Origin of the sequence: Occultella glacieicola (assembly GCF_004353825.1) — a bacterium.
In the GTDB taxonomy this organism is placed as follows: Bacteria; Actinomycetota; Actinomycetes; order Actinomycetales; family Beutenbergiaceae; genus Occultella; species Occultella glacieicola.
Genome location: NZ_SMNA01000002.1, coordinates 399,689 through 426,405, shown reverse-complemented (window position 1 = coordinate 426,405; position 26,717 = coordinate 399,689). Strand labels below are relative to the sequence as shown.

The window sequence follows — 26,717 nt, the reverse complement described above, 5'->3', positions numbered from 1 at the left end:
CCCGGGGGCCGGAGGTGCGCGGCTCGGCCACCGTGTGCCGGGCCGCCGTGGATCGGGAGAGAATGGACCCCATGACCACATCCGGCGGACCGTCCGGCGAGCAGGACCGGCCGGAAGAGCGCCCGCATCCCGACGGGGCCTGGGCGCCGACCGGCGGCGCCGCGGCGGCCGGCGGTCCCGGCCCGACGAACGCGACCGCGCCGATGGCCGGCTGGTCCGCCCCGAACCAGGGGTATGCCGCGCCCGGCCGGACCGAGGTGACGACCCAGGGCGGCTACGCCTCACCCGGCCGCACGGACGGCTCGGCCCAGGGCGGCTACGGCCCACCCGGCCACCCGACCCAGCCGACTCCGCGGGGCACGGGCGCCCTTGCGCCGTCGGGCTTCGCGGGCCCGACGGCGGGGCCCTCGATTTCATCAGGGCCCACACCGCCGTCGGTGCCGGCGAACCAGGGGCCCACCGGCTTCCCGCCGCATCCCGGTGACGCACCACGCCCGCGGCCGCGGCGCCGGGGCGTCCCCGCGGCCGTGGTCGCGCTCCTGATGGCCCTGTGTCTGCTCCTGGGCGTCCTCGGCGGGATCGTCGGCGGACGGGTGCTGCTCCAGGACGGCTCCCGAGGGTCGGAGATCCCCACCTCGGACGTCGCGACCGGCTCGGGTGGCTCCGCCGGCGGTGACCTGAACCCGGACTCCGTGGCAGGCATCGCCGCACGGGTCCTGCCCAGCACCGTCTACATCGAGGTACGAACGGGCGCGGGCGGGAGCACCGGTAGTGGCTTCGTGCTCCGCGAGGACGGTTACGTCGTCACGAACTCACACGTGATCGCGGCCGCGAGCAACGGCGCCGGGCAGGTCGTGGTGGTGTTCCCGGACGGGTCCCAGGAGGAGGCCGAGATCGTCGGGTCCACCTCGGACTACGACCTCGCCGTGCTGCGGGTGGACCGTGGCGACCTGACCCCACTCGTGCTCGCGGACTCCGACGCGGTCGTGGTCGGGGAACCCGTGGTCGCGATCGGCGCCCCGCTCGGCCTCGAGGGCACGGTCACGTCCGGCATCGTCAGTGCCCTGGACCGGCCGGTCAGTGTGGCCGGCGGCAGCGATCGCAGCTTCATCAACGCGATCCAGACCGACGCCGCCATCAATCCGGGCAATTCCGGCGGCCCGCTCGTGAACGCCTCCGGTGAGGTGATCGGCGTGAACACCGCCATCGCGACGGACCAGCAGGCCGGCGCGATCGGCCTCGGGTTCGCGATCCCCAGCGTGCAGGTGCGGCGCACCGCCGAGCAGATCATCGAGACCGGGCGGGCGACCTACCCGATCATCGGCGCCACGATCGCCGGGGACTACACCGGCGAGGGCGTGCAGGTGGTGCCCGCGGACCAGGCCGACGGCGTGGAGCCGGTCACCCCCGGCGGTCCGGCGGACGCGGCCGGGCTGGAGGCCGGCGACGTGATCGTCGCCATCGACGGCGAGCCGGTGACCACCGCCGACGAGCTGATCGTGAAGATCCGCGCCCACGCGCCCGGGGATGTCGTCACCCTCACGCTCCTGGAGGACGGAAGCGAGCGGGACATCGAGGTCACCCTCGGCGAACAAGAGAGCCAGTAGCGGCAGGTAGCATGGCATCGTGAATCTCAACGGCGAGGAGATCCTCCTCCTCATCGTCATCGCTGCGGTCGTCATCGGCCCCGAGCGGTTGCCGGCCTATGCCGAACAGCTGGGCCGCCTCGTGCGCCAGCTGAAGCAGATGGCGACCGGCGCCACCCAGATGGTCAAGGAGGAGCTCGGCCCGGACGCCGCCGACATCGACCTCAGCAAGTTCGACCCGCGCAAGTACGACCCGCGCCGGATCGTGCGGGACGCCCTGCTCGAGGACACCCCGTTCGCGAGTTCCCCGGCGAAGCCGAAGTCGTCCCGGTCCACCGAGAAGGTGGCCGCCACGGCCGCCGGCACGGTGGCGGCAGCCGCCACGGGTACAGCGGCGGCGGTCGCCGGCGCCTCGGGTGCCACCGGAGCGGTCGCGGACGGCGACGAGGGCGGCGAACTGGTCGGTGCGACCATGACCGCCGCGCCGTTCGACGACGAGGCCACCTGACGCCGTCGGTCCGGACCGCCTGAACCCTGGCTCCCGGTCGTCCGGGCTCAGCCGACCGGCGAGATCGCCAGTTTGCGTCCGGCCAGGCCGCGGGAACGGTGACCGAGGGTGCGCGCGATGTCCCGCAGCACGTCCGCGGCAGGGGAGTCGGTCGCGGTCCGCACCGAGGGCTCACCACTGTCGCCGCCCTCACGCAGCGAGACCTCGAGCGGGACCTGCCCGAGCAGCGGCACCTCGGTCTCGAGGGTCCGGCCGAGCTCGTCGGCCACCCGCTGGCCACCGCCGGAGCCGAAGATCTCCAGGCGGGACCCGTCGTCCTGGACGAGCCAGGACATGTTCTCGATCACGCCGACCACCTTCTGCGACGTGGCCTGGGCCATCGAACCGGCCCGCTCGGCGACCTCGGCGGCCGCGAGCTGCGGGGTGGTGACCACGAGCAGCTCCGCGTTCGGCAGCAGCTGGGCCACGGAGATGGCGATGTCGCCGGTGCCCGGTGGCAGGTCCAGGAGGAGCACGTCCAGGTCGCCCCAGAACACGTCCGCGAGGAACTGCTGCAACGCCCGGTGCAGCATCGGGCCGCGCCACACCACGGGCCGCCCGGGCTGGGTGAACATGCCGATCGAGATGACCTTCACATCCCCGGCGACCGGGGGCAGGATCATGTCGTCGACCTTCGTGGGCGGGTGCTCCACGCCCAGCATCCGGGGGATCGAGAAGCCGTACACGTCGGCGTCCAGGACGCCCACCTTGAGGCCGTCGGCGGCCATTGCGGCGGCCAGGTTCGCGGTCACGGTCGACTTGCCGACGCCGCCCTTGCCGGAGGCGACGGCGTAGACGCGGGTCAGGTTGTCCGGCTGGGAGAACGGGATGACCGGTTCGGCGACCCCGCCGCGCAGCTTCGTCCGCAGGGCGGTGCGCTCGTCGTCGGTCATCACCGTCATGTCCACGACCACCCGGGCCACGCCCGGGACCTTCTCGACGGCGGCGGTGACGTCGCGGATGATCGTGTCCCGCAGCGGGCACCCGGAGGTGGTCAGCGCGATACCGACGGTCACCGCCGCGCCGTCGTGCCCGGGCTCGATCCCGACGCCACGGACCATGTCGAGGTCCGTGATGGGCCGGCGGATCTCCGGGTCGAGGACGGTCGTCAGGGCTTCACGGACCCGTTCCTCGGAAGGTGCCGCAGCGGCGGAGGAACTGGTGGACGGGGCCGGGGAGGGTGACGCTGACATGCGTCGAGTCTAAGCCCGTCGCAACCGCCTCCGGCCCCCGGCGGGAGGGGTGTGAGGGGTCTCTCAGCCCGCGTCCTCGGCGGGCTCCTCGGCCCGCTCAGCCTGGATCTCCTCCAGCAAGGAGCGCAGTTCACCGCGGACGAAGTCCCGGGTGGCCACGTCGTTCAGCGCCATCCGCAGCGCCGCCATCTCGCGAGCCAGGTACTCGGTGTCGGCCAGGTTGCGCTCGGCCCGGCGGCGGTCCTGCTCGGCCGAGACCCGGTCCCGGTCCGCCTGCCGGTCCTGGGCGAGCAGGATCAGCGGGGCGGAGTAGGACGCCTGCAGCGAGAGCATCAGGGTGAGCAGCGTGAAGTTCAGGGCCCGCGGGTCGAACTGCAGGTGCTCGGGGGCGAGGGTGTTCCAGGCCAGCCACGCGAAGCAGAAGACCGTCATGTACAGCAGGAACCGCGGGGTGCCCATGAACGTGGCGATCCCCTCGGCGACCTTCCCGAACGTGTCCTTGTCCCGTTCGGTGCGCCGGGGCAGCCAGCGACGCCGCGCCGAGAGCGGGACGGCCAGGCCGTCGTCGTCAGCCATGAGCGCCCCCCATCGCCCGGTCGGTCACGTCGTCGTCGGCCTCGCGCCAGTCCTCCGGCAGCAGGTGGTCGAGCACGTCGTCGACGCTCACCGCGCCCAGGAGTCGCCGCTCCTCGTCGACCACCGGCAGCGCCGTGAGGTTGTAGGTGGCCAGCAGCCGGGTCAGCGACCCGATGCCGGCGTGCGGGCTGACCGGCTCGATGTCCTTGTCCAGGAACGTCCCGATCGCCTCGTGCGGGGGCTCGCGCAGCATCCGTTGCAGGTGCGCCACGCCGAGCAGCCGCCCGGTCGGGGTCTCCAGCGGGGGGCGGACCACGAACACCATCGCGGCCAGGGCCGGGGTGACGTCCTCGCGCCTCGCGTGCGCCAGGGCCGTCGCCACGGTGGCCTCCGGCGGCAGGATGATCGGTTCCGTGGTCATCAGACCACCCGCGCTGTGGTCGGCGTAGACGAGCAGGCGGCGGACGTCCTCGGCCTCCTCGGGCTCCATCAGCTCGAGCAGCTCGGACGCCTGCTGGGTGGGCAGCTCGGAGATCAGGTCGGCGGCGTCATCGGGCTGCATCGCATCGAGCACGTCGGCGGCGCGGTCCGCGGTCAGGGCGGAGACGATCGAAACCCGGTCGTCGTCGCCGAGCTCCTCCAGGACGTCGGCCAGGCGCTCGTCCGGCAGCGCCGCGGCGACCTCGAGCCGGCGCCGGTCCGGTAGGTCGTGCAGCACGTCCGCGAGGTCGGCCGGCTTGAGGTCCTCCATCGTCGCCAACAGGGCGGTGGCGCCCTGCTGCGACTCCGTCGGGGCGAGCCCCTGTACGGCGCCGACGTCGATGACCATCGACTCGCCGCGGCGGAACAGTCCGCCCTTGGAGGGAGCCCGTCGGCGCACGAACAGCTTCGTGACCAGCCAGTCCCGGTTGCGCTGCTGCTCGATGGCCGCATCCTCGATGGCCACCTGCCCGGAGCCGTCGAGCATCGTGACGTGTCGGTCGAACAGCTGGCTCACGACCAGGGTCTCCGCCGCGCGCTGCTCGAACCGCCGGATGTTCACCAGGCCGGTCGTGATCACGGCACCCTGGTCGATCGAGGTGACGCGTGAGAGCGGCAGGAACACCCGCCGTCGGCCCGGGACCTCCACCACCAGGCCGACCGCCCGCGGTGGCAGTTTGACCCGGAGCAGCACCACGACGTCATGGACCCGGCCCACCCGGTCCCCGAGCGGGTCGAAGACGCCGGTCCCGGCCAGGCGGGCCACGTACACCCGGCTCGTCGCATTGCTCACGGCCGTCAGCCTATGCCAGCGACCCTATGGGGGCCCGAGGTGACAGCCGCGACACCGACGGGGGAGAATGTCCCCATGCCATCCATGGGAACGCCGACCGACCCGCGTGGGGGGATCCAGCCGCGTGGCGACGAGATCGCCAGCTACGACACCTACCTCGAGGCGCAGCGCGCGGTCGATTTCCTCGCCGACAAGGAGTTCGGGGTGAAGGCGGTGACCATCGTCGGCACCGACCTGAAGATGGTCGAGCGGATCACCGGCCGGCGCACGTACCCGTCGGTGGCGCTGCAGGGTGCGGCCTCCGGTGCGTACTTCGGTCTGTTCGTCGGCCTGCTGCTCTCGCTGTTCGGCACCGGATCGCTGCTGACCACGATCGTGCCGGCGCTGCTCATCGGTGCCGGCTTCGGGATGCTGTTCGCGGTGGTGTCCTACGCGTTCACCGGCGGCCGGCGCGACTTCACCTCCTCCTCTCAGGTGGTGGCCAGCAAGTTCGCGGTCCTCTGCCTCGCCGAGACCGCCCACCAGGCCCGGGCGCTCCTGCAGGAACTCCCGCCGCAGCAGGACCCGCTCGGTCGCTGAGGCCCGCCGCTCGGCGGACCGCCGCACCGCTCACCACGGGTCCACGTGAGACCGGGTCAGTTGGCCTGCGGCACGTGCTCGGCCACAAGGAATCCGTCGGAGTCGAGCACCTCCACGAACGTCTCCCCGGGAAACTTCGAGGTGGCGTACTCGACGACGTCCGACGGCGGGTTCCCGCCGTAGATCCCGGACTGCCGGTTGACCACCACGTAGTCCGGGACCGGGTTGCCCTCGTTGCCGACCCAGTAGACGTCGGCCCGGGGGGCGAGATAGGCCATCATCGTGATGTCGGTGTCCACCACCGCCCCGTCGCCGATGAGCTCGAGCACCTGGCGGGCCGCCGCATCCTGGTGGGACGGCGCGTAGGTCTCCGGTTCGGTCAACTTCCACAAGGGGAACCACACGGTGATCACGAGCGCCAGGATCAGGGCCCCGATGCCCACCGGGGCCGCGAACCGCCGCGCCCCGCGCGCCGTCACGAACGTGTCGACCACCGCGAGGAAGACGATCGGCATCAGCACCGCCGAGTAGTGCCAGTCGGCGCTCCAGTGGAACGGCACGTCCGAGGTCAGCCGCCACGCGAACGTCGGCAACGTGATCAGCGCCAGCGGTGAGCGCAGCGCCAGGAACCCGGTGACCCCGAACACCAGCAGCACCAGGGCGGCCTTGTGGCCGACGCCGGTGAACAGCCCGTTGAGGGCTGCGCCGGGATCGGTGAACAGCACCGAGACGATCGAGTCGTCCGCGTAGTCCCAGACGCCGTCCGGGTTGAGGGCGGGCAGGACCACCCTCGTGGTGATCACGAACGCGGCCACGCCACCCACCGCGAGGGCGGCGCCGAGCCGGCGGGAGCCGCGGATCACGATGACCACGCCGATCGCGGCCACCGTGAGCCCGAGGTCCTCCTTGATCAGCACCATCGGCAGCGCCCACAGCGCCGCGGCCCGGTGGTCCCGGCGGACCAGCGCGGCCAGGGACAGCGCCAGGAACGGCAGCGCCAGGGCCACCTCGTGGAACTGCGACGCGACCGCGGACTGCAGCCCCCAGGACAGCCCGTAGGCGAGCCCCAGAGTGGTCCCGGGCAGCCGCCCGAGGTGCCGGACCGCGCACCAGGTCACGACCACGGCCGAGATCCCGACCAGCACCGCCTGCGCCGCGAGCAGGGTCAGGCCGGACGGGAACGCCGCGTACACCGGCGCCAGGACCACCAGCAGCGGGTGGAAGTGGTCGCCGAGGATCATGAAGCCCTCGCCCTTGATCGGCACCACCGGGGCCCGGCCCTCGGAGTAGGCCCGCAGGATCTGGGTGAAGATGCCCAGGTCCCAGGACGGCACCTGGAACCGCGCCCACTGCCGCCAGGAGAACACGGTGTACAGGAGCGTCGTGACCAGCCCGACGGCGGTGCTCGCCATCAGCAGGTGCGCGCGCCGGGGCGGGCGATAGGCGGCGGCGCCCGCGGCGCCGTGGACCGGACGTTCGTCGGCCCCGGTGACGGCGGTGCTCACCGGGCCAGGGACGCCATCCAGGCCTCGACGTCCTCCGGACGGCGGGGCAGTGCGGCGGAGAGGTTCTCCACGCCGTCGGCCGTGACCAGGACGTCGTCCTCGATCCGCACGCCGATGCCCCGGTACTCCGGCGGGATCGCCAGATCGTCCGCCTTGAAGTACAGGCCGGGCTCGATCGTGAAGACCATGCCCGGGACGAGCTCGGCGTCCAGGTACATCTCCCGCCGGGCCTGCGCACAGTCGTGCACGTCCAGGCCGAGGTGGTGGCTGGTGCCGTGCGGCATCCACCGGCGGTGCTGCTGCCCCTCCGGGGTGATCGCGACCGCGGCCTCGACCGGGAGCAGGCCCCACCGTTCGAGCCGGTCCGCGAGGACCTCGAGGGCGGCGGTGTGCAGGTCCCGGAACTTCAGGCCCGGACGGGCGACGGCGAACGCGGCGTCCGCGGCGTCCAGCACCGCCGTGTAGATGGTGCGCTGGATGTCGGTGAACGTGCCGTCGACCGGCAGGGTGCGGGTGACGTCCGCGGTGTACAGCGAGTCCACCTCCACGCCGGCGTCGACGAGCACCAGTTCACCGGCGCGCACGGCACCGTCGTTGCGGATCCAGTGCAGCGTGGTGGCGTGGTCCCCGGCCGCGGCGATCGTGTCGTACCCGATCCCGTTGCCCTCCTCGCGGGCCTTCGCCCCGAACACCCCCTCGATGACGCGCTCACCGCGCCGGTGGGCCACCGCGTCCGGCAGCGCCCGGACGATGTCGGCGAACCCCTCGACGGAGGCGGCCACCGCCGCGCGCAGCTGCTCGACCTCCCAGGGGTCCTTGACCAGCCGCAGCTCGGAGAGCGCCTCGGCCAGGGCGTCGTCGGCCTCCTCGGTCGCCTCGCCGCGGATCTCCTCCACCAGTGCCTCGACCGCAGCATCCGAGCCGGGTACCACCCGGAGACGGACCTGGCCGGCGTCCTTGGCGAGGGCGTCACGGAGTTCGTCGATGTGGGCGCAGCGCAGCCCGGTGCGGGTCTCGAGCTCGGCCAGGGTGGGGCGCGCTCCGACCCAGAACTCGCCATAGCGGGCGTCGGCGTAGAACTCCTCGGTGTCCCGCGCGGCGAGCGGGCGGAAGTACAGCACCGCCTCGTGTCCGGAGTCCTCGGGGTGCAACACCAGGACCGCGTCCGGCTCCTCGTCGGAGCCGAGGCCGGTCAGGTGTGCGAACGCCGAGTGCGGACGGAACCGGTAGTCGGTGTCGTTCGAGCGCACCTTCAGGCCGCCGGCCGGCACCACGAGCCGGTCGCCGGCGAACGTGGCCGAGATCGACTCCCGGCGGCGGGCGGCGTGATCGGCCACCGGGTCCCGGGCCACGTCCGGCTCGGCCCGCGGCGCCCAGTCGGCGGCCACGAACTCCCGGAACGCCTGGGACTGGGGTCGCTGGGAGCGGTTCGAGCCTCGGTCGGTGAGGTCCTGTTCGCTGGCGGTGGGGGTGGTCTCGGGGGTCGGCTCGGACATCATGTGCTCATCGTCTCATTGCTGCCCGCCCGTGCGCGTCTCACGTGGTGGGATTCAGGGTCGCCGAGGACCTAGTCTGGGGTCCCATGCGCATCGATCTGCACACGCACTCACGCGTGTCCGACGGCACCGACGCGCCGGCCACTCTGATGCGCGACGCCGCGGCGGCCGGCCTGGACGTGGTGGCCCTCACCGACCACGACACGACCGCCGGCTGGGCCGAGGCCGCCGACGCCGTCCCCGCCACCGGGGTGGCCCTGGTCCGCGGCACGGAGATCTCCGCCCGGGCCGGCCGGATGAGCGTGCACCTGCTCAGCTATCTGCACGACCCCGACGACCCGGCGCTTGTCGCGCAGCTGCTGGCGTCCCGGGGTTCGCGCGACACCCGCGCCCAGGACATGGTCACCCGCCTCGCCGTGGACTACGAGCTCACTTGGGCGGACGTGCAGGCGCAGGCACAGCCGGGGACCACCATCGGGCGCCCGCACATCGCCGATGCCCTGGTGGCGAAGGGATACCTGACGGACCGCTCCGCCGCGTTCGAGCGCGTCCTGTCGCCCGCGGGGCCGTACTACGTCCGTTATCACGCGCCCGACGCCGTCGCCGCGGTCGGTCTCGTCCGCGGCGCCGGTGGCGTGCCCGTGTTCGCGCACCCCCGCGCGGTCCTGCGCGGGCGCGTGGTCGGCGACGACGTGATCCGGGAGATGGCCGGGGCCGGCCTCGCCGGGCTCGAGGTGCACCACCGCGACCACGCCCCGGCCGCCGTCGCCGAACTGCTCGCGCTCGCCGATGAGCTCGGCCTGTTCGTGACCGGCTCGAGCGACTACCACGGCGCCGGCAAGCCGAACCGGCTCGGCGAGCACACGACCGACCCGCAGGTGCTGGCCCGGATCGAGGAGCAGGGGCGGATGCCGGTGGTCCGGCCGTGAGCGCGGTCCTGGACGGCACCCTCTTCCTGACCACGTTCCTGACCCTGTTCGTGATCATGGACCCACCCGGCACGGTGCCGGTGTTCCTCGCCCTCACGTCCACGATGACCGCGAAGCAGCGCGCCCGGGCGGCCCGCCAGGCGGTGCTCGTGGCGTTCGGGGTGATCCTCGCGTTCGTCCTGTTCGGTCAGGGGATCCTGAACTTCCTGCACATCTCGGTACCCGCCCTGCAGGCCTCGGGTGGACTGCTCCTGCTGCTGGTGGCGATGGACCTGCTCACCGGCAAGACCGAGGAACCACAGGCCTCCGGCAAGGTCAACGTCGCCCTGGTGCCGCTGGGTACGCCGCTGCTGGCCGGGCCGGGGGCGATCGTGGCCTCGATGCTCGCCGTGCAGGGCTCGGACGGCAGCGTCGCGGACTGGGTCGCGATCCTGCTCGCGATCGTGGCGGTGCACCTGTCCCTGTTCCTGGCGATGCGGTTCGCCGGGATCATCCACCGGGTCCTCGGCGACGGCGGCACCCTCCTGGTCACCCGGATCGCCGGCCTGCTGCTCGCGGCGATCGCCGTGCAGCTCATCGCGGACGCCATCCAGGCGTTCATCGAGGCGGCCTGAGGCGCCGGCCGCGGCGGGCGCCGCGCGCGCTTCCGCCGGGCCCCCGCACACCGTGCGGTGACCTAGGACCTGCCGTGCTGAGCTAGGACGTCGGGACGGTCGAGGTCGACGTGTCAGGTCCTATCTCAGCGCGCTTGCTGTGGACGATGCTCAGGCCGCCCTCACTCCGCGGTCGGCGCGGACTGAGTGGTGGGCTGACCGCCGCGGGTACGGCGGCGGCGACGCTTGCGAGCCGGTGACGGGCCGTCCCCGGCGGCGGCCCCGGACGAACCGGACGGGCTCGGCGAACCCGACGGTCCGCCGTCGCCCTGGCGTGCCGGACCGTCCTCCCGGCGGCGGCGACGCTCCCGGGGCGGCCGGCCGCCGTCGTGCTTGGCCTCGCGGCCCCGACCGGAGCGCTCGCCCGACCCGGTCCGCTTGCCGGTCTCGCCGAGATCCTCGACGGCCTCGGCGGCCAGGCCGGCGCGGGTCTGCTCGGACCGGGGCAGCCGGCCCTTGACACCCTCGGGGATCTCCAGGTCGCTGTACAGGTGCGGCGAGGAGGAGTAGGTCTCCGGCGGCTCCCCGATGCCCAGTTCCAGGGCGCGGTCGATGAGGCCCCAGCGCGGGACGTCGTCCCAGTCCACGAACGTGACCGCGGTGCCGGTGTTGCCGGCGCGGCCGGTGCGCCCGGTGCGGTGCAGGTAGGTCTTCTCGTCCTCGGGGCACTGGTAGTTGACGACGTGCGTGACGTCGTCGATGTCGATCCCGCGGGCCGCCACGTCCGTGGCCACCAGCACGTCCACCTTGCCGTTGCGGAAGGCCCGCAGGGCCTGCTCACGTGCGCCCTGGCCGAGGTCGCCGTGGATCGCGGCGGCGGCGAAGTTGCGGTCGTTCAGATCGTCGGCGACCTTCGCGGCGGTCCGCTTGGTGCGCGTGAACACGATGGTCAGGCCGCGTTCCTTGGCCTGCAGGATGCGGGCCAGCATCTCGATCTTGTCGAGGGCGTGGGCGCGGTAGACCACCTGCTTGATCGCCTTCAGGGTGGCGCCGTCGTCGTTGGGGTCGTGCGCGCGGATGTGCGTCGGACGGCTCATGTAACGGCGGGCCATCGCGATGACCGGGCCGGGCATGGTGGCCGAGAACAGCATCGTGTGGCGGTTCGCCGGGGTGCGGGAGAGGAGGGTCTCCACGTCCGGGAGGAAGCCGAGGTCGAGCATCTCGTCGGCCTCGTCGAGGACCACGGTGCGCACGTGGCCGAGGTCGAGGTAGCCCTGCTTGAGCAGGTCGATCATCCGGCCCGGGGTGCCGACGACGACCTCGACGCCCTTCGTGAGCGCGTCGATCTGGGGCTCGTAGGCGCGGCCGCCGTAGACCTGCAGCACGCGCACGGACCGCTTGCGGGAGGCGGTGGCCAGGTCGCCGGCGACCTGGACCGCGAGCTCACGGGTCGGCACGATCACGAGCGCCTGGGGCTTGCCCTGCTCGCGGACGGCGTCCCAGCCGTCCTCGCCGGGCCCGGCCACACCCTGCAGCAGCGGGATGCCGAAGCCGAGGGTCTTGCCGGTGCCGGTCTTGGCCTGACCGATGATGTCGCGACCCTGCAGGGCCACCGGGAGGGTGAGCGCCTGGATCGGGAACGGGTGCGTGATCCCGACGTCGGAGAGCGCCTCCGCGATCGCGGCGTCCACGCCGAAGTCGGCGAACGTCTTGGCGACCTCCGCGTGCGGGTCGATGGCCGGGGCGTCGACGGTCTCGCCGACGACGTCGTCGAGGGCCTCCGCGGGGTCGGCCGGCTCGGCGGTGGGGGCGATCGGATCGAGCAGGTCGGGAGCTGTGGTGTCGTGATCGTTCAACTGAGGATGCCTTCGGTTGGCGGCGCCGCTCGCTCGGATCCGCCCCACGCGGCGTGGGGGAGAGGAAGGACGCCTGGTCGTGGCAGCCGATCGCGAAGGATTCGTTGCCGGCCGGGGCCGACGTGTACCGCGTGATCTACCAGTGAAGTGGCGACCGGGCAACCGTGTACGGCACCAGTCTAGCGCCAGCCGGCCGGCCGCCGTGCTGGGGCCCGGCACGTGCCTCAGAGCTGCCGCACGGTCAGGAGTTGCTCCGCTCGACCGACGGGGCCGGAGGCGTCGTGCAGGACGGTGCTGGTCAGCCCCAGGCCCTCTTGTCCGAACGTCACGGTGGTGTCGAGCCCGGTCCACTCACCGGATGGAACCCGGTGCAGGTGGAGGGTCAGGTCGAGGTTCGGGAACATCCACCTGGCCGGCGACTGGCGCACGGCGATGCCGTTCGCGGTGTCGACGAGGGCGATGAAGCCGGCGTGCGGGCTGACCCGCTCACCCGCCACCAGGTCCGTGCCGGTGCGCACCCAGGCGGTGGTGCGGCCCGGTTGGGCCGGTGCCGTCGCCCGCACGTCCAGGGAGGTCACGAAGCCACCACCCCAGTGCTGCGTCATCGGATGACGGGCCGCCTGGTCCGGCGCCGGCAGGGGTGCCGGCTGCCCGCCGGCCACCGTCGCGGTGTCGCCGGACGCGACGAACCAGGCCCGGGCCAGCACGGCCGCTCTCCCGCCGATGCTCGCGGTGGCCTCGACGAGTTCGATGGTCCGGCCCGGCCGGATCGTCTCGACCCGGATCCCGCACTCGTCCGTGCCGAGCCGCCCCAGGATGTCGAAGCTGATCCGGCCGAGGTGCTTGCCGTCATCGTGCTGGTCCGGGTGCTGGTCCGGGTGCTGGTCCGGGTCGTGCCGGCCTGCGCGGTGCTGGTCGATCGCGTGCGTGATCAGCCCGCCGAGCGGGCTGAAGTGGATCTCGTCGTCGCGCCAGGCGCCACCGGCGTGTTCGGTCGGGAGGTAGCGGTCGGTGCCGACGGGTTCGAAGTAGGCGGGCCGTCTGGTCATCGGGGACCGGGCGCCCCGATCAGAGCGTGCCGAATCCGACCCGGCGCGGCTCGTCGGCGCCGATCTCCACGTAGCCGAGTGCGGCCACGGGGACCACCACGCGCCGGCCCTTGGTGTCGGTGAGGTCGAGCACCCCGCCGTTCTCGCCGTCGGCCGCCTTGGCGATGGCTGCGTTGATCGCCGCGACCACGGCATCCCCGTCCTCGCTGACCTCCAGGCTCAGCTCGCGGGCGACGTTCTTGATGCCGATGGTGATCTCCATGGTGCTCTCCTCGAGTCTCAGGCGGCCGTCCGCCAGGTCGGCGGGGTCCGGCGCGTGCGCCGTTCGGATGCGGGCCGGTGCGTCGGGCGGTGGTCCGCCTCCGGCGTGCGGCTGCGGGTTCGAGTCTATGTCCCGGTCGATGACACCATGGACCCATGCGTGCCCGGGCCTGGTTGATCGCTGCCCTCCTCGTGGGGTTGCTCGCGGGCCTTGTGATCGCGCCGACCGTGCTCTCGGATCGATGGCCCCCGTCGGAGCGGCTGGCCAAGTCCGGTCCGGCCGACCCGGTCCGGCCGGAGGCGGTCATCGGCCCGGCGCCGCCGACGCCGGTGCCGGCGCCGAGCCCGGAGGAGCTGGCGGATGCCCGGGCCGGCGTGCTCGACCGGGCGGTGCCCACCACCCTGGGCGGGGAGCTGCTGGTCATCCCGGGCGTGGTGGCCGCGCCGGTCCCCGACGCCCCGGAGGTGCTCCAGGTCCGGGTGGAGGTCGAGGCCGGCCTGCCCGTGGACGGCGCGGCGTTCGCTCAATTCGTGCTGGAGGTCCTCAACGACCCGCGCGGCTGGGGCGCCGGGGGAGCGATCAGCTTCGCGCGCACCGACGGCAACGCGGACCTGCGGGTGGTCCTGGCCTCGCCGACCCGCATCGACCAGCTGTGCGTCCCGCTGCGCACGGTCTCCCTCTACTCCTGTGGCCGCAACGGACACGCGGCGCTGAACGCGCAACGCTGGGCGAACGGCGCCGACCCGTTCCTGGAGGGTGGCGGGGACGTGACGTCCTACCGCCAGTACCTGGTGACGCACGAGGTGGGTCACCTGCTCGGGCACCAGCATGCCCAGTGCCCGGCGGCCGGCGCTCCCGCGCCCGTCATGGTGCAGCAGAGCATGAGCCTGGGGGGCTGCCTGCCGAACCCCTGGCCGAATCCGTGACGGTCCACCACCCGCTGGCGTCCCGCCTCGGTGGGGTGGGAACCGCCCGGGTGTCGGCTCCACGTGATGTGATGCCCGCATGAGTTCGGCACCCCGTCACCCGCCTGCTGCGTGGGATCCGGCGGGCTCGCTGGACCCCGCACAGGAGTCGGTGCGGCGGGCCATCGGCGCCGGCGGACACCACGTGGTGCACGGCGCGCCGGGGTCCGGGAAGACGCAGACGGCCCTGGCCGTGTTCGTGGACGCCTTCGCTGTTCCGGCCGGGGCCCGGTCCGCCGGGCGCAACCAGCCCTCGCACCTGTTCCTGGTGCCGACCCGCCAACGCGCGGCGGTGCTCCGCGACGAGGTGGCGCGCAGGCTCCGGCGGACCACAGGCACGGCCCTGGTCCGGACCCCCGCGTCGGTGGCGTTCGCGATCCTCCGGCTGCGGGCGAGTCACCGGGGTCAGGCCGCGCCGACACTGATCACGGGACCCGAGCAGGACCAGGTGCTCGCCGAGCTCCTGGCCGGCCACCTCGAGGGCGAGGGCGCCCACATCGACTGGCCGAACGCCGTCGGGCCCCAGACCCGGGCGCTGCGGGCCTTCCGTGACGAACTGCGCGACCTGCTGATGCGCGCCGCCGAGGCAGGCCTCGACGGTCCGGGCCTGGCGGAGTGGGGTCGGCGTCACGGCCGACCGGAGTGGCTGGCCGCGGGCCAGTTGCTCACCGAGTACACCGAGGTCACCTCCCTCGGTGAGCTGACACCGGACCGCGGCGCCCGTTTCGACGCCGCGACCATCGTCGACGAGGCCGTCGGCGCACTGCGGTCCTGGGAGCGTGAGGTGCCCGGGGTGCCCCGCCCGCGCTGGGAGCTCGTGGTCCACGACGACTACCAGGACGCCACGATGGCCACGGCCCGGCTCCTGGACGCGATGGCCGACGACGGCACTCGCCTCGCGTTGTTCGGCGACCCGGACATCGGGGTCCAGGGATTCCGTGGTGGCGTGCCGGCGTTGCTGCATTCGGCGACCCTGCCGCCGCCCCGGAGCGGACCGGGCTCCGGCCCGGAGGCGCCGGGCCTGTGGGGCGCCACGGAGCATGTCCTCGGCTCGGTCTGGCGCCATCCGCAGCCGCTGCGCGGGGCGATCTCGACGCTGACCGCGTCGCTGCCGACGATGCAGGAGACCCGGCGCCGGCGCGCCGGCGCCGCCGCGGGACCTGCTGACGGCCAGGTGCGTACGGCGGTGCTCGCGAGCCAGGCCCAGGAGGTCGCCTTCATCGCCCGGGAACTGCGGGAGCGGCATCTGCACGACGCGGTGCCGTGGGCCGAGATGGCGGTGATCGTGCGCTCGGGCTCGGACATCGGGACGATCCGGCGCGGTCTGCGCACCGCCGGGGTCCCGCTCGCGATGGCGGCTCCGGACCGGCCACTGCGGGACGAACCCGCGGTCCGGCCGCTGCTGATCGCTCTCGAGTGCGTGCTCGCCGGGGCCGTCGATCCGGTGGCCGGCACGGAACTGCTGCTGTCCCCGCTCGGTGGGCTGGACCCGGTGTCGTTGCGGTCCCTACGACGGGCGCTGCGCCAGGCCGAACGGGTCGACGGCGGCGACCGGCACTCCGACGATCTACTGGCCGCGGCACTCGCCGAGCCCGGGATCGCGGCGAGCCTGCCGACCCGGCACCGGCTCGGACCGCAGCGGGTGGCCGACGTGCTGGCCGCCGGACGGGCGGCCCTGGCCGCCCCCGAGTCCAGCGTCGAGACGGTGATCTGGGCCCTCTGGGACACTGCGGGCCTGGCCGCGACCTGGCAGCAGCGCGCCCTCACCGGCGGCGCGGCCGCCGACCGTGCGGACGCGGACCTGGACGCCGTCATGGCGCTGTTCCGTGCGGCCGAGCAGTTCGTGGACCGCACCGCCCGATCCACACCCGCGGGTTTCCTGCACCATCTGGCCGCCCAGGACTTCCCGGCCGATACCCTCGCCGCCCGCGGTGAGCTCGGTGAGTCGGTGGCGGTGCACACCCCGGCGAGCGCGGCCGGTGCGGAGTGGGACGTCGTGGTCGTGGCCGGGGTGCAGGAGGACACCTGGCCGGACCTGCGCATCCGGGACACCCTCCTCGGTGCCGCCGACCTCGCCGACATCGCCACCGCTCGGCACGTGGACCTCTCGGCCGACGGTGACGGGGGCAGCGGGGGTGCCATCGCCGCGGATCGGCACCGACGCGCACGCCGCGAGGTCTACGAGGGGGAGCTGCGCACGTTCGTGATGGCGTGCTCACGGGCCCGCCGGTGCCTGCTGGTCACCGCGGTCCTGGACACCGATGCCCGGCCCTCGGCGTTCTTCGAGGCACTTGCCCCGGACGGCGCCGAGTCCGCGGCCGTCCGGGGGGTGCCCAGCCCACTGGACCTGCGGGGCCTGGTGGGCGAGCTCCGGGCGGCGGTGCGCCCGGTGCTCGGTGGGGCGCGCGTGAGCGCCGACGAGGTGGCCCGAGCGTCCGAGGCGGCCGCGGTCCTCACCCATCTGGCCGGACACCGCGTGCCCGGCGCGGACCCGGCCACCTGGCCGGCGCTGACCGCACCGACGTCCGCCGAGCCGCTCTGGCGCGAGGGCATCCCGGTCACCGTCACCCCCTCCACCGTCGAGACCGTCGCAGCCTGTCCGTTGCGCTGGGCACTGACCACCTCGGGCGGGCGCCGGGGGGACAGTGCATCGCAGAGCCTCGGCAACCTCGTCCACGAGATCGCCGCGGCGGCGCCGCACGGAACCGAGGCCGAGTTGCTCGCCGAACTTGACGCGCGCTGGCACGAGCTGGACCTGGGGGACGGCTGGGTCGGCCGCCGGGACCGGGGCCGGGCGGAGGAGATGGTCCGCAAGCTGGCCGGCTACCAGGCAGCGCACCCGGGACCGGTGGAGACCGAGGTCGAGTTCGCCGCGGACCTGGGCCGGGTCGCCCTCCGGGGCCGGGTGGACCGGGTCGAGCACACCGACGCCGGGGTGCGGATCGTCGACCTCAAGACCGGCAGCACCGCGATCAGTGCCGCCGACGCCGCCCGCAACCCGCAACTCGGTAGCTACCAGGTGGCCGTCGAGCAGGGCGCGTTCGGTGACCGTGACGGGCAGCGCGGTGCGGGCGCCGCGCTCCTCTACGTGGGCACCGGCGCGAAGTCCGGGGCGGTGACCCGGGACCAGACGCCGCTGCGTGAGGATCCCGACCCGGGCTGGGCCACCGAGATGCTCGCCGGGGCGGCCGAGACCATGGCCGGCGCCGGCTTCGTCGCGCAGCCCGGCCCGCTGTGCCGGACCTGCGCGGTGCGGACCTCCTGCCCGGCGCAGCCGGAAGGGGCTCGGGTCACCGGTCCCCTCGGCGGCGCCACCACGGAGGCGACCCCGTGACCGGGCAGACCCACACCTGGACCGCTGCGCGGATCGCGGAGGCGCTCGGACAGCCGCCGCCGACCGCGGAGCAGACCGAGGTCATCGAGGCACCGCTGGAGCCGATGCTCGTCGTGGCCGGGGCCGGCTCGGGCAAGACCGAGACGATGGCGGCGCGGGTCGTCCACCTGGTCGCGAACGGACTCGTGGCGCCCGGGGAAATCCTCGGCCTGACCTTCACGAGGAAGGCGGCCGCGGAACTCTCCGGCCGGATCCGGGTGCGGCTGCGCGCGCTGGCCCGGGTGGGGGTGAACGGCGGCGACGCCGTGGAGGACCGGCCGCGGATCGCGACCTACAACTCCTACGCATCCGCGATCGTGCGCGATCACGCCCTGCGGATCGGTGTGGACCCCGATGCGACCCTGATCGGCGACGCCGGCCGCTACCAGCTCGCCGAGCAGATCGTGACCGCATGGAGCGGGGACATCGAGACCGGCCTCGCTCCGACCACCATCATCGACGCGGTCGCGGCGCTGTCCGCCGAACTCAGCGAGCACGGTCTCGAACCCGGGGAGGCCGCGGCCGCGATCGACCGGATCGCCGGCGCGCTCGCGGACAAGGAGGCGACCGGCCGGAACCGGGCACCGATGGCCCAGGTCCTCAAGGTGATCGGATCGCTGGGCACCCGCGGCCAGCTGATGGACCTCGTGGGAGCATTCGCCCAGCGCAAGCAGCGGGACGGCGTCGTCGACTTCGGCGACCAGGTGCGCCTGGCCGCCACCATCGCCGCGAGCGTCCCGGAGGTCGGCGAGGCGGAACGGTCCCGGTACCGCGTGGTGCTCCTGGACGAGTACCAGGACACCTCCATCGCGCAGGTGCAGATGTTGCGGGCGCTGTTCGCCGGGGGGCACCCGGTGACCGCCGTGGGCGACCCGAACCAGGCGATCTACGGGTGGCGCGGCGCCGCGGCCGGGACGCTGTTCGCGTTCCCGGCCGCCTTCAGCGACGGCGCCGGGGAGCCGGCCCGGATCGCGCACCTGAGCACCGCGTGGCGCAACGACGTCGCCATCCTCACTGCCGCCAACCGCACGGCCGGACCGCTACGGGAACTCGCCTCCGTCGGCGGGGCTGTGCGCGAACTGCGGGCCCGGCCCGGCGCCGGTCCCGGCCGTGCGGTGGCCGCGTTCTGTGAGACCGCACCGGAGGAGGCCGCGCGGATCGCCGACCTGCTCGCCGACACCTGGCATCCCGAGCAGGCCAGCGCGGCCGTGCTGTGCCGCAAGCGCGCCCAGTTCCCCGTGATCGAGGCGGCGCTGCGCGCAGCCGGGCTGCCCTGCCAGGTGGTCGGTCTGGCCGGGCTGCTGTCCACGCCCGAGGTGTCGGACATCCGTGCGGCCCTGCAGGTCGCGCACGACCCGTCCCGCGGGGACGCGATGATGCGACTGCTCACCGGTGGGTCGGTGAACGTCGGGGCTGCCGATCTGTACGCGCTGTCGCGGTGGGCGCGGTCGCAGGCGAGCACGTGGGTGGCCCGCTCCGACGACGATGCCGACGAGGTACCGGTGGTCCTCGAGGCAGCCGAGCAGGCCTCCCTCGTGGAGGCCGTGGACGTCCTGCCACCTCCCTCGTGGCGCACCGCCGATGGTCGGAGCCTCAGCGACGGGGCGCGCCGGCGGCTCGCCCGGCTCTCCGGCCAGATCCGTCAGATCCGGTCCCTCACCTACCTGTCGATGCCCGAACTGGTCACGGCCGCCGAGACGATCCTGGACCTGGACATCGAGGTCCTCGCGTCCGTCCCGGGCAGCGTCGGCCACGCCCGCCGCCACCTCGACGCGTTCACGTCGGCCGCGGCCTCGTTCGCCGGTGACTCGGACTCCCCGACCCTCGGCGCGTTCCTGACGTACCTCGACGTCGCCGAGGACGAGGAGCGCGGCCTCGAGGTGATCGAGGCGGAACCGGATCCCACCGCGATCCAGATCATGACCGTGCACGCGGCCAAGGGTCTGGAGTGGGACACGGTCGTGGTCGCCGGCCTGAACGAGGGCAGCTTCCCGTCCATCCCGTCCCGGAACGGCTGGCTGACGGCCGTCGCGAGCCTGCCCTACGAGCTGCGCGGGGACACCGACTGGCTCCCCGAGCTGGACATCGAGGGCCCGACCACGCACAAGGAGATGGATCTCGCGGTCGCCGAGTTCAAGGAGGCCGAGGGTGAGCGGCTCCTCGCCGAGGAGCGCCGCCTCGCCTACGTCGCCCTCACCCGGGCCAAGCGAACCCTGATGCTGAGCGGGTCTTTCTGGACCGCCGACCGCAAGACCCCCACGGCGCCGTCGGTCTTCCTGCTCGAACTCGTCCGCGCCGGTCTCGTCGAGACCGACGGTGAGTGGCCGGCCGCGTCGGCGTACGAGTCGAATCCTGGTACGGGAGCGCAGGCGCAGGGCTACTGGCCCCGGGAGCAGGAGACCGGCGCCGTGATCGCCGACCGCTGGGAGCAGATCTGGGCGGACGCGGACGCCGTCTCGTCCGACGGCCCCGACGCGCCGGTGACCACCTCCGGTGCCGGCTGGTGGCGTGACGCCCGTCTGCTGCTCGCCGAGCGGGAGGCCGCCGGGCACACCCAGGTCCCCCCGCCCGAACACCTGTCCGCGTCGGCCGTGGTCTCCCTCGCGGCCGACGCCGAGGAGTTCATCCGCAATCGTCGGCGCCCGATCCCGCACCAGCCCTCGGTTGCCGCACGGCGAGGCACCCGGTTCCACGCGTGGGTGGAGCAGTACTTCGGGGCGAGCTCCCTGATCGAGATGGACGCCCTTCCCGGCGCCGACGACGAGCCGGGCGCGGCGGACCGCGCGCTCGCGGACCTGCAGCAGGCGTTCCTCGGCTCCCCGTGGGCCACGCGGACCCCGCTCGCCGTGGAGGTCGACATCGAGACCCCGGTCGCGGGGATCACGATCCGTTGCCGGATCGACGCGGTATTCGGCGAGACCGACGGCGGGGTCCACATCGTCGACTGGAAGACCGGGACCGCGCCCCGCTCGCCCGAGGCACTGCGGGCTCGGCAACTGCAGCTGGCGCTCTACCGGATCGCCTGGTCACGGCTGCACGACGTACCCCTGGGTCGGGTCCGGGCGTCCTTCCACTACGTCGCCGAGTCCGTCACGGTCGGCGGCGCGGATCTCTCCGAGTGGGAGGTCGAGGAGGTGCTCGCCCAGGTCGGCCCGGAGACCGTGCTGTCCGCGCGGCCGCGGGCCCGGGTCGACCGCTCGGACCGGGCCCGTCGTCCGCAGGTGGAGATCGTGGCCGACACGCTCTGGTGAGTCCACTGCGTGTGAGTCAACTCCGCATGCGCCCGGGTCAGGGCGCCTGCGGCGGGAACTCAGCGGTCGGTGTGTCGTCGAACCCGCGCCGTGGCCGGCCGCGCCGGTAGTCGGGCACCTGGAACTCGCCCGAGTCCGCGACCACGGGGTGCTCGGCCGTGTCGGAGTCGTCACCGGTCAGTTCGCCCGCCCGGTGTGACGGCGCCACCACCGCGGCGGACGACCACTCGAGATCGCCGTCGGCGTGGTCGGGATGCTCCTCTTCCGCGTCCTCGTCGTCCTCGTCGTCGTCGGCCGCCTCGTCCCACCCGTCCGGCTCGTCCTCATCCCACCCGTCCGCCGCGTCGTCGTCACCGAGCGGTGTGACGTCCGCAACCACGGGTTCGGCGTAGCCGATCGGCGCCAGGTCGGCCACCTCCTCGTCGAGCTCCCGCAGCATCTGGACGGCGTCGTCGATGATCGCTCCGTCGCGGTGGCGCACGCCGTGCATCAACCAGCGGGCCACCGCCAGCTCGCTCGCGAGCAGCGCGCGCGCGGCCAGATGCTCGTCGGCCCGTTCCGTCCGGGCCAAGGCGTAGGCCTCGAGGATGGCGTCCAGGGACTCCTCCGGTGCGGCGGCCAGCAGCCAGGCCAGATCGTCCGCGGGATCGGCGACGCGGGCGTCGGACCAGTCGAGGATCGCGACCACGTCGTCGTCGTCGACCAGAACATGCTCGGCCGCGAGGTCCCCGTGCACCGGGGTGGCCCGGAACCGCCAGAGCGTGACGTCCTCGAGGGCGTGCTCCCACCGGCGCAGCAGTCCCGCCGGGATGTGCCCGGTGGCGGCGGCCTCGTCCACCTCGGCGAGGCGGCGGGCCCGGTAGGCGTCCGCGTCGTAGGTGGGCAGGCCGGCATCGGCGACCACCGATTCCGGCAGCTCGTGCAGGCTTGCGATGGCCCGGCCGACCTGGGCGGCCAGGCCGGGGCCGGCCGCGAGCCGCTCGATCGGCAGCGGCTTGCCGCGCAGTTCCGGATACACCATCGCGCGGCCACCCTCGGGGAGCGGGGCGAAACCGGCCGGCTCGGGCACCTCGAACGTCAGCAGACCGTCGTCGCTGGCCCGCCCGAGCGCCTCCAGCAGCGCGACCTCGCCCTCGAGCGCAGCCCCGGCGGCGGCGTCCCGCGGGGAACGGACGATCCACCGCGAACCGGTGGCGTCCATCACGCCCACCACGTCGAAGTCCGCTCCAGGGGTGCGCGGCGGCCGGGTGGCGACCACGTCGAGCCCCGGCAGGGCGACGGTCGCCAGCGCGGCGAGGGCGAGGGGGGACCGGGAGGGATTCGAATCGGACACAACCCCACGGTAGGCGACCGGCCCGCCGAGCAGGGTGCGCCGCATCGGCGCGTCTGATCTACGGTGAACGGGTGCACTCCGATCACCTGCCCCTCGCCCGCGCCAGCGTCGATCGGGACGGGCACGCGCGGGTCCGCCCGGGCCTGCTCGACGACCTGCTCGCCGAGCCCTCGACGCGCGTGCTGACCATCGACGGCGACCGGGTCGCCACCGCCGGGAGCGACGACGCAGCGCTGGCGTTCGTGCCGCCGTCGGACCGGGTGCCCGGAGCCGGCCTCCTCTACCTCGGGCGCGACGAGGACGCCGCCTACCTGGCCCAGGTACTCGGTGCGGGACCGCGCCCGGCCGCCGGCGACCTGGACCGCCGAACCGACGACCCGCAGGGGTCGACCGTGTCCCCGCCACCGTCCTACGCCGTTCTCCGGGACATCGGCTGGCAGCTCGGCGACCGGGACGCCGGGCTAGCAGTCGGGGCGCTCGCCCTGGCCAACTGGCACCGCACCCACACGCACTGCCCCAGGTGTGGCACACCGACCGAGGTGATCGACGGCGGCTGGGTGCGCCGCTGCCCGGCCGACGAGTCGCTGCACTACCCGCGCACCGACGCCGCCGTGATCATGGCGATCTCCGACGAGGCGGGTCGGATCCTGCTCGGGCACGCCCCGCAATGGCCCGAGGGTCAGTTCTCCGTGCCGGCCGGCTTCGTCGAGCCGGGGGAGTCGCTGGAGGCGGCGGTGCGCCGGGAGGTGTTCGAGGAGACGAACGTGGTCGTCGGTGAGGTGACCTACCGGGCGAGTCAGCCGTGGCCGTTCCCGGCCTCGCTGATGGTCGGTTTCGCCGGTCGAGCGACGGGCACCGACGTCCGTCCGGACGGCGAGGAGATCACCGAGGCGCGGTTCTACTCCGCCGACGAGCTGCGGGAGGCGTGGACCACGGGCGCGATCCGGCTCCCGCGTCCGACGTCGATCGCGCGGAGCCTGATCGAGGAGTGGTACGGCGAACCGTTGCCCGAGGCCCGGGCCGGCCGGCGCTGGGCCTGAGTCCCGGCGCCAGACCGCAGGTCATGCCCCGAGGCGCTCCTGCACCTGGGCGAGCGACGGGTTCGTCGCCGCCGATCCGTCCGGGAACAGGATCGTGGGCACCGTCTGGTTCCCGTCGTTGACCTGCTCCACGAACGCCGCGGCGCCCGCATCCTCCTCGATGTTGATCTCGGTGTAGGCGATCCCGGCACGCTTGAGTTGCGTCTTCAACCGACGGCAGTACCCGCACCAGGTGGTGCTGTACATCGTGATGGTGCCGGCCTCGGGTGCGGTGGTGCTCAACGGAATCCTCCGGATTGCGATCGGTGGGCGCCGCTCGGATGTTCCGGCGGCACGGTGTCCTCATGGAGGCGAACCAGGGACCCCGTCCGATTGTTCCGCTGCTGTGGATGTTGTGGATGCTGTGGATGGCGCACGCCGGTGTCGGAGCCGGCTGCGAGAATCATCGGTGATGTCCGTACCCACCCTGCCCGGCGCCGAGGAGCTGCTCGCCGCCCTCGACGAGGACCAGCGCGCCGTCGCCGCCCAGCTCACCGGTCCGGTGTGCGTGCTCGCGGGCGCCGGGACAGGCAAGACCCGGGCGGTCACCTACCGGATCGCACACGGGGTGGTCACCGGCGTGTACAACCCCACCACGGTGCTCGCTGTGACGTTCACGGCGCGCGCGGCCGGTGAGATGCGCGCCCGCCTGCGCGACCTCGGGGTCTCCGGGGTGCAGGCCCGCACGTTCCATGCCGCGGCCCTGCGCCAGCTCTCCTACTTCTGGCCGGCGGCGATCGGCGGTGGCATCCCGCGCATCGTCGAGCACAAGGCTCCGCTGATCGCCGAAGCCGCCGGCCGGCTCGGCGTGACCGTGGACCGGCTGGCCATCCGGGACCTCGCGGCCGAGGTCGAGTGGGCCAAGGTCTCCATGGTCACCGCCGAGGACTACGTCGCGGCCGCCGCCCGGGCCGGGCGGGCCGGCGCCGCCGGTCAGGACCTGACCACGGTCGCCAGGCTGCTCTCGGTGTACGAGGACGCCAAGACCGAGCGGCACGTGATCGACTTCGAGGACGTGCTCCTGCTCATGGTCGGGATCCTCGCCGAGCGCGGGGACATCGCCGCCGAGGTCCGCAAGCAGTACCGCCACTTCATCGTCGACGAGTTCCAGGACGTCTCCCCGCTCCAGCACCGGTTGCTGGAGCTCTGGCTGGGTGAGCGGTCCGAGGTCTGCGTGGTCGGGGACGTCTCCCAGACCATCTACTCCTTCACCGGTGCGAGCCCGCGCTACCTGACCGAGTTCGGGCGCCGGCATCCCGGGGCCACGGTCGTGCGGCTGGTCCGCGACTACCGCTCGACACCGCAGGTGGTCTCGCTGGCGAACAACGTGCTCGCCCGCGCGGGTGTGGCGCGCTCGAGCGCCGCCGTCGAGCTCAGGGCGCAACGGCCGTCCGGGCCGGCCGTGGGGTTCGAGACCTACGACGACGACGAGTCCGAGGCTCGCGCGGTCGCCGCGCGGATCGGGGATCTGGTCCGCGGCGGTGTGAAGCCGAGCGAGATCGCCGTGCTGTATCGCACCAACGCCCAGTCGGAGGCGTTCGAGCAGGCGCTCAGCGGCGCCGGGATCGGCTACCTGGTGCGCGGCGGCGAGCGGTTCTTCTCCCGCAAGGAGGTGCGCGACGCCGTCGTCCTGCTACGCGGGGCCGCCCGGAGCCAGGGGGAGACCCCGATGCCCGAACTGGTCCGGGACGTGCTGAGCAGCGTCGGCTGGGAGCCGGAAGCCCCCGCCGCCCGCGGCGCGGTCCGGGAGCGTTGGGAGTCGCTGAACTCACTGGTCGGGCTCGCGGACGAACTCGCGGCGGCCCGCGGGGCGGACATGCCGGCGTTCGTGGCGGAGCTGTCCGAGCGCGCCGCCGCCCAGCATGCGCCCACCGTGGAAGGGGTGACGCTGGCGTCCCTGCATGCCGCGAAGGGTCTGGAATGGGACGCGGCGTTCCTGGTCGGGGTCAGCGAGGGGCTGCTGCCGATCTCGCTCGCCGAGGGCGACGACGCGATCGAGGAGGAGCGCCGGCTCCTGTACGTGGGCATCACGCGCGCCCGCGAGCACCTGCACCTGTCCTACGCCCGGTCCCGCAACACCGGTGGGCGGGGCACCCGCAAGCGGTCCCGGTTCCTGGACGGGATCTGGCCGGACCAGGACGCCGGCGGGCGCCGCCAGGGGCGCCACTCGGACTCCCGGGCCGGGCGTCGGGCGGCCCTGACCTCCGCGATCGCCGCGCAGGACGCGGACCCCGAACTCGTCGAGCGGTTGCGGCGGTGGCGGGCCGGCGTCGCAGAACGGATCGACAAGCCGCCCTTCACGATCCTGCACGACACCACCCTGATCGCCGTCGCCGCCGCCCAGCCGCGCGAGCTCCGGCACCTCGCGATCCTGCGCGGGATCGGCCCCACGAAACTCGAGGCCTACGGCCCTCAGATCCTCGCCGTCGTGCGCGGTGAGGACCCCGGCGAAAACTGATTCGAAGAAAGTTCGATAAAAGGTTGGGCCTCGCGGGCGCGGGGACGTAGGCTGTCACACGTTCCTGATCGATGGGTTGCGCCTAGCCAGCGACAAGCAGCCCCCAAGGCCTGAAGGGAGTGAACACAATTGATGAATCTGTCTGACGTCACCGTCACCCGCGTCGATCTCCGACCGCGCTTCGTTGTGTTCACTGTGGGCCGTGCCATCGGCACGGCCGGCAAGGCCGGCATCGCGCCCATCGGTATCGCCGTTCCCGGCACAGCCATGCCCGGCTCCGCCGCCAGGATCAGTTAGCAGCAGCACTGCACTGAGTCCCAGCCGCGGAGCCCATCAAGGGTCCGCGGCTCTTCTCACTACTCCAGGGATAGATCTCCCCGGTCTGTGACAGACCCGGTACCCCACCGGTCGACCCACACACCATGCCTCAGGAGCATCTCGTGCAGTTCACATCAGTTCTCGATCAACTCTCCCTCGGGGGATCGGCCACGACCTGGCCCCTACCCGAGCAGACGATCGACCTCCCGATCTCGGGCGACCAGCCGCTGCCGTGTCAGGACGCGCGGAACCAGGACCTCTGGTTCGCCGAACAAGGCGCCGACGTCGAGCGCGCCAAGGCGCTCTGCGTTACCTGCCCGATCCGCAAGGAGTGCCTCGAAGGCGCCATCGAGCGGCACGAGCCGTGGGGCGTCTGGGGCGGGGAGGTCTTCATCGACGGTCAGGTCGTGGCCCGTAAGCGAGGCCGCGGCCGTCCGCGCAAGGACGACCCGTACGCACCGTCCGCCCGCCGGGACTCCTCGGCGGCCTGAGCGAC

22 protein-coding genes are annotated in these 26,717 nt (G+C 73.3%); 12 read left to right on the top strand and 10 right to left on the bottom strand.

What is annotated here, in order from left to right; all coding sequences use genetic code 11:
- Nucleotides 1-71 precede the first annotated feature (71 nt).
- Nucleotides 72-1,607, top strand: coding sequence for a trypsin-like peptidase domain-containing protein (locus EXU48_RS04880; protein ID WP_235856836.1), 1,536 nt, complete (start codon nucleotides 72-74; stop codon nucleotides 1,605-1,607).
- A 19-nt stretch (nucleotides 1,608-1,626) separates the two neighbouring features.
- Nucleotides 1,627-2,094, top strand: a complete 468-nt coding sequence (locus tag EXU48_RS04875) for a twin-arginine translocase TatA/TatE family subunit (protein WP_235856835.1) — start codon at nucleotides 1,627-1,629, stop codon at nucleotides 2,092-2,094.
- A gap of 47 nt (nucleotides 2,095-2,141) precedes the next feature.
- On the opposite strand, the gene EXU48_RS04870 is transcribed toward EXU48_RS04875, so the two are convergent.
- From EXU48_RS04870 to EXU48_RS04860, 3 genes are all read right to left on the bottom strand, one after another.
- A complete protein-coding gene (locus EXU48_RS04870; protein WP_133106445.1) occupies nucleotides 2,142-3,326 on the bottom strand; it encodes an Mrp/NBP35 family ATP-binding protein in 1,185 nt (394 codons plus the stop codon).
- Nucleotides 3,327-3,389: 63 nt separating this feature from the next.
- Nucleotides 3,390-3,902, bottom strand: coding sequence for a DUF1003 domain-containing protein (locus EXU48_RS04865; RefSeq protein ID WP_133106444.1), 513 nt, complete (start codon nucleotides 3,900-3,902; stop codon nucleotides 3,390-3,392).
- Entirely contained in the window at nucleotides 3,895-5,175 is a 1,281-nt protein-coding gene (locus tag EXU48_RS04860) for a magnesium transporter MgtE N-terminal domain-containing protein (RefSeq protein WP_133106443.1), read from the bottom strand. Before EXU48_RS04860 ends, EXU48_RS04865 begins: the two co-directional genes overlap by 8 nt.
- Before the next feature lie 75 nt (nucleotides 5,176-5,250).
- On the opposite strand from EXU48_RS04860, the gene EXU48_RS04855 reads away from it, so the two are divergent.
- Nucleotides 5,251-5,754: a general stress protein gene (locus tag EXU48_RS04855; RefSeq protein WP_133106442.1), complete on the top strand. Its 504-nt coding sequence runs from the start codon at nucleotides 5,251-5,253 to the stop codon at nucleotides 5,752-5,754.
- Nucleotides 5,755-5,810: 56 nt separating this feature from the next.
- On the opposite strand, the gene EXU48_RS04850 is transcribed toward EXU48_RS04855, so the two are convergent.
- The gene (locus EXU48_RS04850; protein ID WP_133106441.1) at nucleotides 5,811-7,259 is read right to left on the bottom strand and encodes a DUF2079 domain-containing protein; all 1,449 of its coding nucleotides are present in this window, start codon (nucleotides 7,257-7,259) and stop codon (nucleotides 5,811-5,813) included.
- A complete protein-coding gene (locus EXU48_RS04845) occupies nucleotides 7,256-8,758 on the bottom strand; it encodes an aminopeptidase P family protein (protein ID WP_407938711.1) in 1,503 nt (500 codons plus the stop codon). Before EXU48_RS04845 ends, EXU48_RS04850 begins: the two co-directional genes overlap by 4 nt.
- 83 nt (nucleotides 8,759-8,841) lie before the next feature.
- On the opposite strand from EXU48_RS04845, the gene EXU48_RS04840 reads away from it, so the two are divergent.
- Entirely contained in the window at nucleotides 8,842-9,684 is an 843-nt protein-coding gene (locus EXU48_RS04840; RefSeq protein ID WP_133106439.1) for a PHP domain-containing protein, read from the top strand.
- The gene (locus EXU48_RS04835) at nucleotides 9,681-10,298 is read left to right on the top strand and encodes a MarC family protein (RefSeq protein WP_133106438.1); all 618 of its coding nucleotides are present in this window, start codon (nucleotides 9,681-9,683) and stop codon (nucleotides 10,296-10,298) included. The genes EXU48_RS04840 and EXU48_RS04835 overlap by 4 nt, the downstream gene beginning before the upstream one ends.
- A 161-nt stretch (nucleotides 10,299-10,459) precedes the next feature.
- On the opposite strand, the gene EXU48_RS04830 is transcribed toward EXU48_RS04835, so the two are convergent.
- The 3 genes from EXU48_RS04830 to EXU48_RS04820 form a co-directional block, all read right to left on the bottom strand.
- Nucleotides 10,460-12,133, bottom strand: coding sequence for a DEAD/DEAH box helicase (locus EXU48_RS04830; RefSeq protein WP_133106437.1), 1,674 nt, complete (start codon nucleotides 12,131-12,133; stop codon nucleotides 10,460-10,462).
- Nucleotides 12,134-12,357: 224 nt separating this feature from the next.
- Nucleotides 12,358-13,182 (bottom strand): thioesterase family protein, encoded by an 825-nt coding sequence (locus EXU48_RS04825; protein ID WP_133106436.1) that lies wholly within the window; start codon nucleotides 13,180-13,182, stop codon nucleotides 12,358-12,360.
- Between the two features lie 19 nt (nucleotides 13,183-13,201).
- Nucleotides 13,202-13,444 (bottom strand): DUF3107 domain-containing protein, encoded by a 243-nt coding sequence (locus tag EXU48_RS04820; RefSeq protein ID WP_133106435.1) that lies wholly within the window; start codon nucleotides 13,442-13,444, stop codon nucleotides 13,202-13,204.
- 155 nt (nucleotides 13,445-13,599) lie between these two features.
- On the opposite strand from EXU48_RS04820, the gene EXU48_RS25285 reads away from it, so the two are divergent.
- The 3 genes from EXU48_RS25285 to EXU48_RS04805 all read left to right on the top strand — a co-directional run bounded on the left by EXU48_RS25285 (nucleotide 13,600) and on the right by EXU48_RS04805 (nucleotide 21,033).
- Entirely contained in the window at nucleotides 13,600-14,370 is a 771-nt protein-coding gene (locus EXU48_RS25285; RefSeq protein WP_133106434.1) for a DUF3152 domain-containing protein, read from the top strand.
- Between the two features lie 79 nt (nucleotides 14,371-14,449).
- Nucleotides 14,450-17,743, top strand: coding sequence for a UrvD/REP family ATP-dependent DNA helicase (locus EXU48_RS04810; RefSeq protein WP_133106433.1), 3,294 nt, complete (start codon nucleotides 14,450-14,452; stop codon nucleotides 17,741-17,743).
- Nucleotides 17,740-21,033: an ATP-dependent helicase gene (locus tag EXU48_RS04805; protein ID WP_235856834.1), complete on the top strand. Its 3,294-nt coding sequence runs from the start codon at nucleotides 17,740-17,742 to the stop codon at nucleotides 21,031-21,033. Before EXU48_RS04810 ends, EXU48_RS04805 begins: the two co-directional genes overlap by 4 nt.
- A gap of 37 nt (nucleotides 21,034-21,070) precedes the next feature.
- Here EXU48_RS04805 and EXU48_RS04800 read toward each other — a convergent pair whose 3' ends face one another.
- A complete protein-coding gene (locus tag EXU48_RS04800) occupies nucleotides 21,071-22,366 on the bottom strand; it encodes a phosphotransferase (RefSeq protein ID WP_235856833.1) in 1,296 nt (431 codons plus the stop codon).
- 71 nt (nucleotides 22,367-22,437) lie between these two features.
- Between EXU48_RS04800 and nudC the strand changes: the two genes are divergently transcribed.
- On the top strand, nucleotides 22,438-23,406 hold the full coding sequence (gene nudC, locus EXU48_RS04795; RefSeq protein WP_133106432.1) for an NAD(+) diphosphatase: 969 nt from the start codon (nucleotides 22,438-22,440) through the stop codon (nucleotides 23,404-23,406).
- Nucleotides 23,407-23,427: 21 nt separating this feature from the next.
- Here the strand turns inward: nudC and EXU48_RS04790 are convergent, their stop codons facing one another.
- Nucleotides 23,428-23,652 (bottom strand): mycoredoxin, encoded by a 225-nt coding sequence (locus EXU48_RS04790; RefSeq protein WP_133106652.1) that lies wholly within the window; start codon nucleotides 23,650-23,652, stop codon nucleotides 23,428-23,430.
- A 205-nt stretch (nucleotides 23,653-23,857) separates the two neighbouring features.
- On the opposite strand from EXU48_RS04790, the gene EXU48_RS04785 reads away from it, so the two are divergent.
- The 3 genes from EXU48_RS04785 to EXU48_RS04780 all read left to right on the top strand — a co-directional run bounded on the left by EXU48_RS04785 (nucleotide 23,858) and on the right by EXU48_RS04780 (nucleotide 26,712).
- The gene (locus EXU48_RS04785) at nucleotides 23,858-25,903 is read left to right on the top strand and encodes an ATP-dependent helicase (RefSeq protein ID WP_133106431.1); all 2,046 of its coding nucleotides are present in this window, start codon (nucleotides 23,858-23,860) and stop codon (nucleotides 25,901-25,903) included.
- A 132-nt stretch (nucleotides 25,904-26,035) separates the two neighbouring features.
- Nucleotides 26,036-26,200 carry a hypothetical protein gene (locus EXU48_RS24420; protein ID WP_165962684.1) on the top strand — a complete coding sequence of 55 codons (165 nt, stop codon included), beginning with the start codon at nucleotides 26,036-26,038 and terminating at the stop codon, nucleotides 26,198-26,200.
- 143 nt (nucleotides 26,201-26,343) lie between these two features.
- Nucleotides 26,344-26,712, top strand: a complete 369-nt coding sequence (locus EXU48_RS04780; protein WP_328591620.1) for a WhiB family transcriptional regulator — start codon at nucleotides 26,344-26,346, stop codon at nucleotides 26,710-26,712.
- Nucleotides 26,713-26,717 lie beyond the last annotated feature (5 nt).

Excerpts from the sequence above, each read along its gene's own strand:
- EXU48_RS04880 (WP_235856836.1), top strand. The coding sequence starts at position 72 with ATGACCACATCCGGCGGACCGTCCGGCGAGCAGGACCGGCCGGAAGAG.
- EXU48_RS04870 (WP_133106445.1), bottom strand. The coding sequence starts at position 3,326 with ATGTCAGCGTCACCCTCCCCGGCCCCGTCCACCAGTTCCTCCGCCGCT.
- EXU48_RS04865 (WP_133106444.1), bottom strand. The coding sequence starts at position 3,902 with ATGGCTGACGACGACGGCCTGGCCGTCCCGCTCTCGGCGCGGCGTCGC.
- EXU48_RS04855 (WP_133106442.1), top strand. The coding sequence starts at position 5,251 with ATGCCATCCATGGGAACGCCGACCGACCCGCGTGGGGGGATCCAGCCG.
- EXU48_RS04845 (WP_407938711.1), bottom strand. The coding sequence starts at position 8,758 with ATGATGTCCGAGCCGACCCCCGAGACCACCCCCACCGCCAGCGAACAG.
- EXU48_RS04840 (WP_133106439.1), top strand. The coding sequence starts at position 8,842 with ATGCGCATCGATCTGCACACGCACTCACGCGTGTCCGACGGCACCGAC.
- EXU48_RS04825 (WP_133106436.1), bottom strand. The coding sequence starts at position 13,182 with ATGACCAGACGGCCCGCCTACTTCGAACCCGTCGGCACCGACCGCTAC.
- EXU48_RS04820 (WP_133106435.1), bottom strand. The coding sequence starts at position 13,444 with ATGGAGATCACCATCGGCATCAAGAACGTCGCCCGCGAGCTGAGCCTG.
- EXU48_RS25285 (WP_133106434.1), top strand. The coding sequence starts at position 13,600 with ATGCGTGCCCGGGCCTGGTTGATCGCTGCCCTCCTCGTGGGGTTGCTC.
- EXU48_RS04810 (WP_133106433.1), top strand. The coding sequence starts at position 14,450 with ATGAGTTCGGCACCCCGTCACCCGCCTGCTGCGTGGGATCCGGCGGGC.
- EXU48_RS04790 (WP_133106652.1), bottom strand. The coding sequence starts at position 23,652 with ATGTACAGCACCACCTGGTGCGGGTACTGCCGTCGGTTGAAGACGCAA.
- EXU48_RS04785 (WP_133106431.1), top strand. The coding sequence starts at position 23,858 with ATGTCCGTACCCACCCTGCCCGGCGCCGAGGAGCTGCTCGCCGCCCTC.
- EXU48_RS24420 (WP_165962684.1), top strand. The coding sequence starts at position 26,036 with ATGAATCTGTCTGACGTCACCGTCACCCGCGTCGATCTCCGACCGCGC.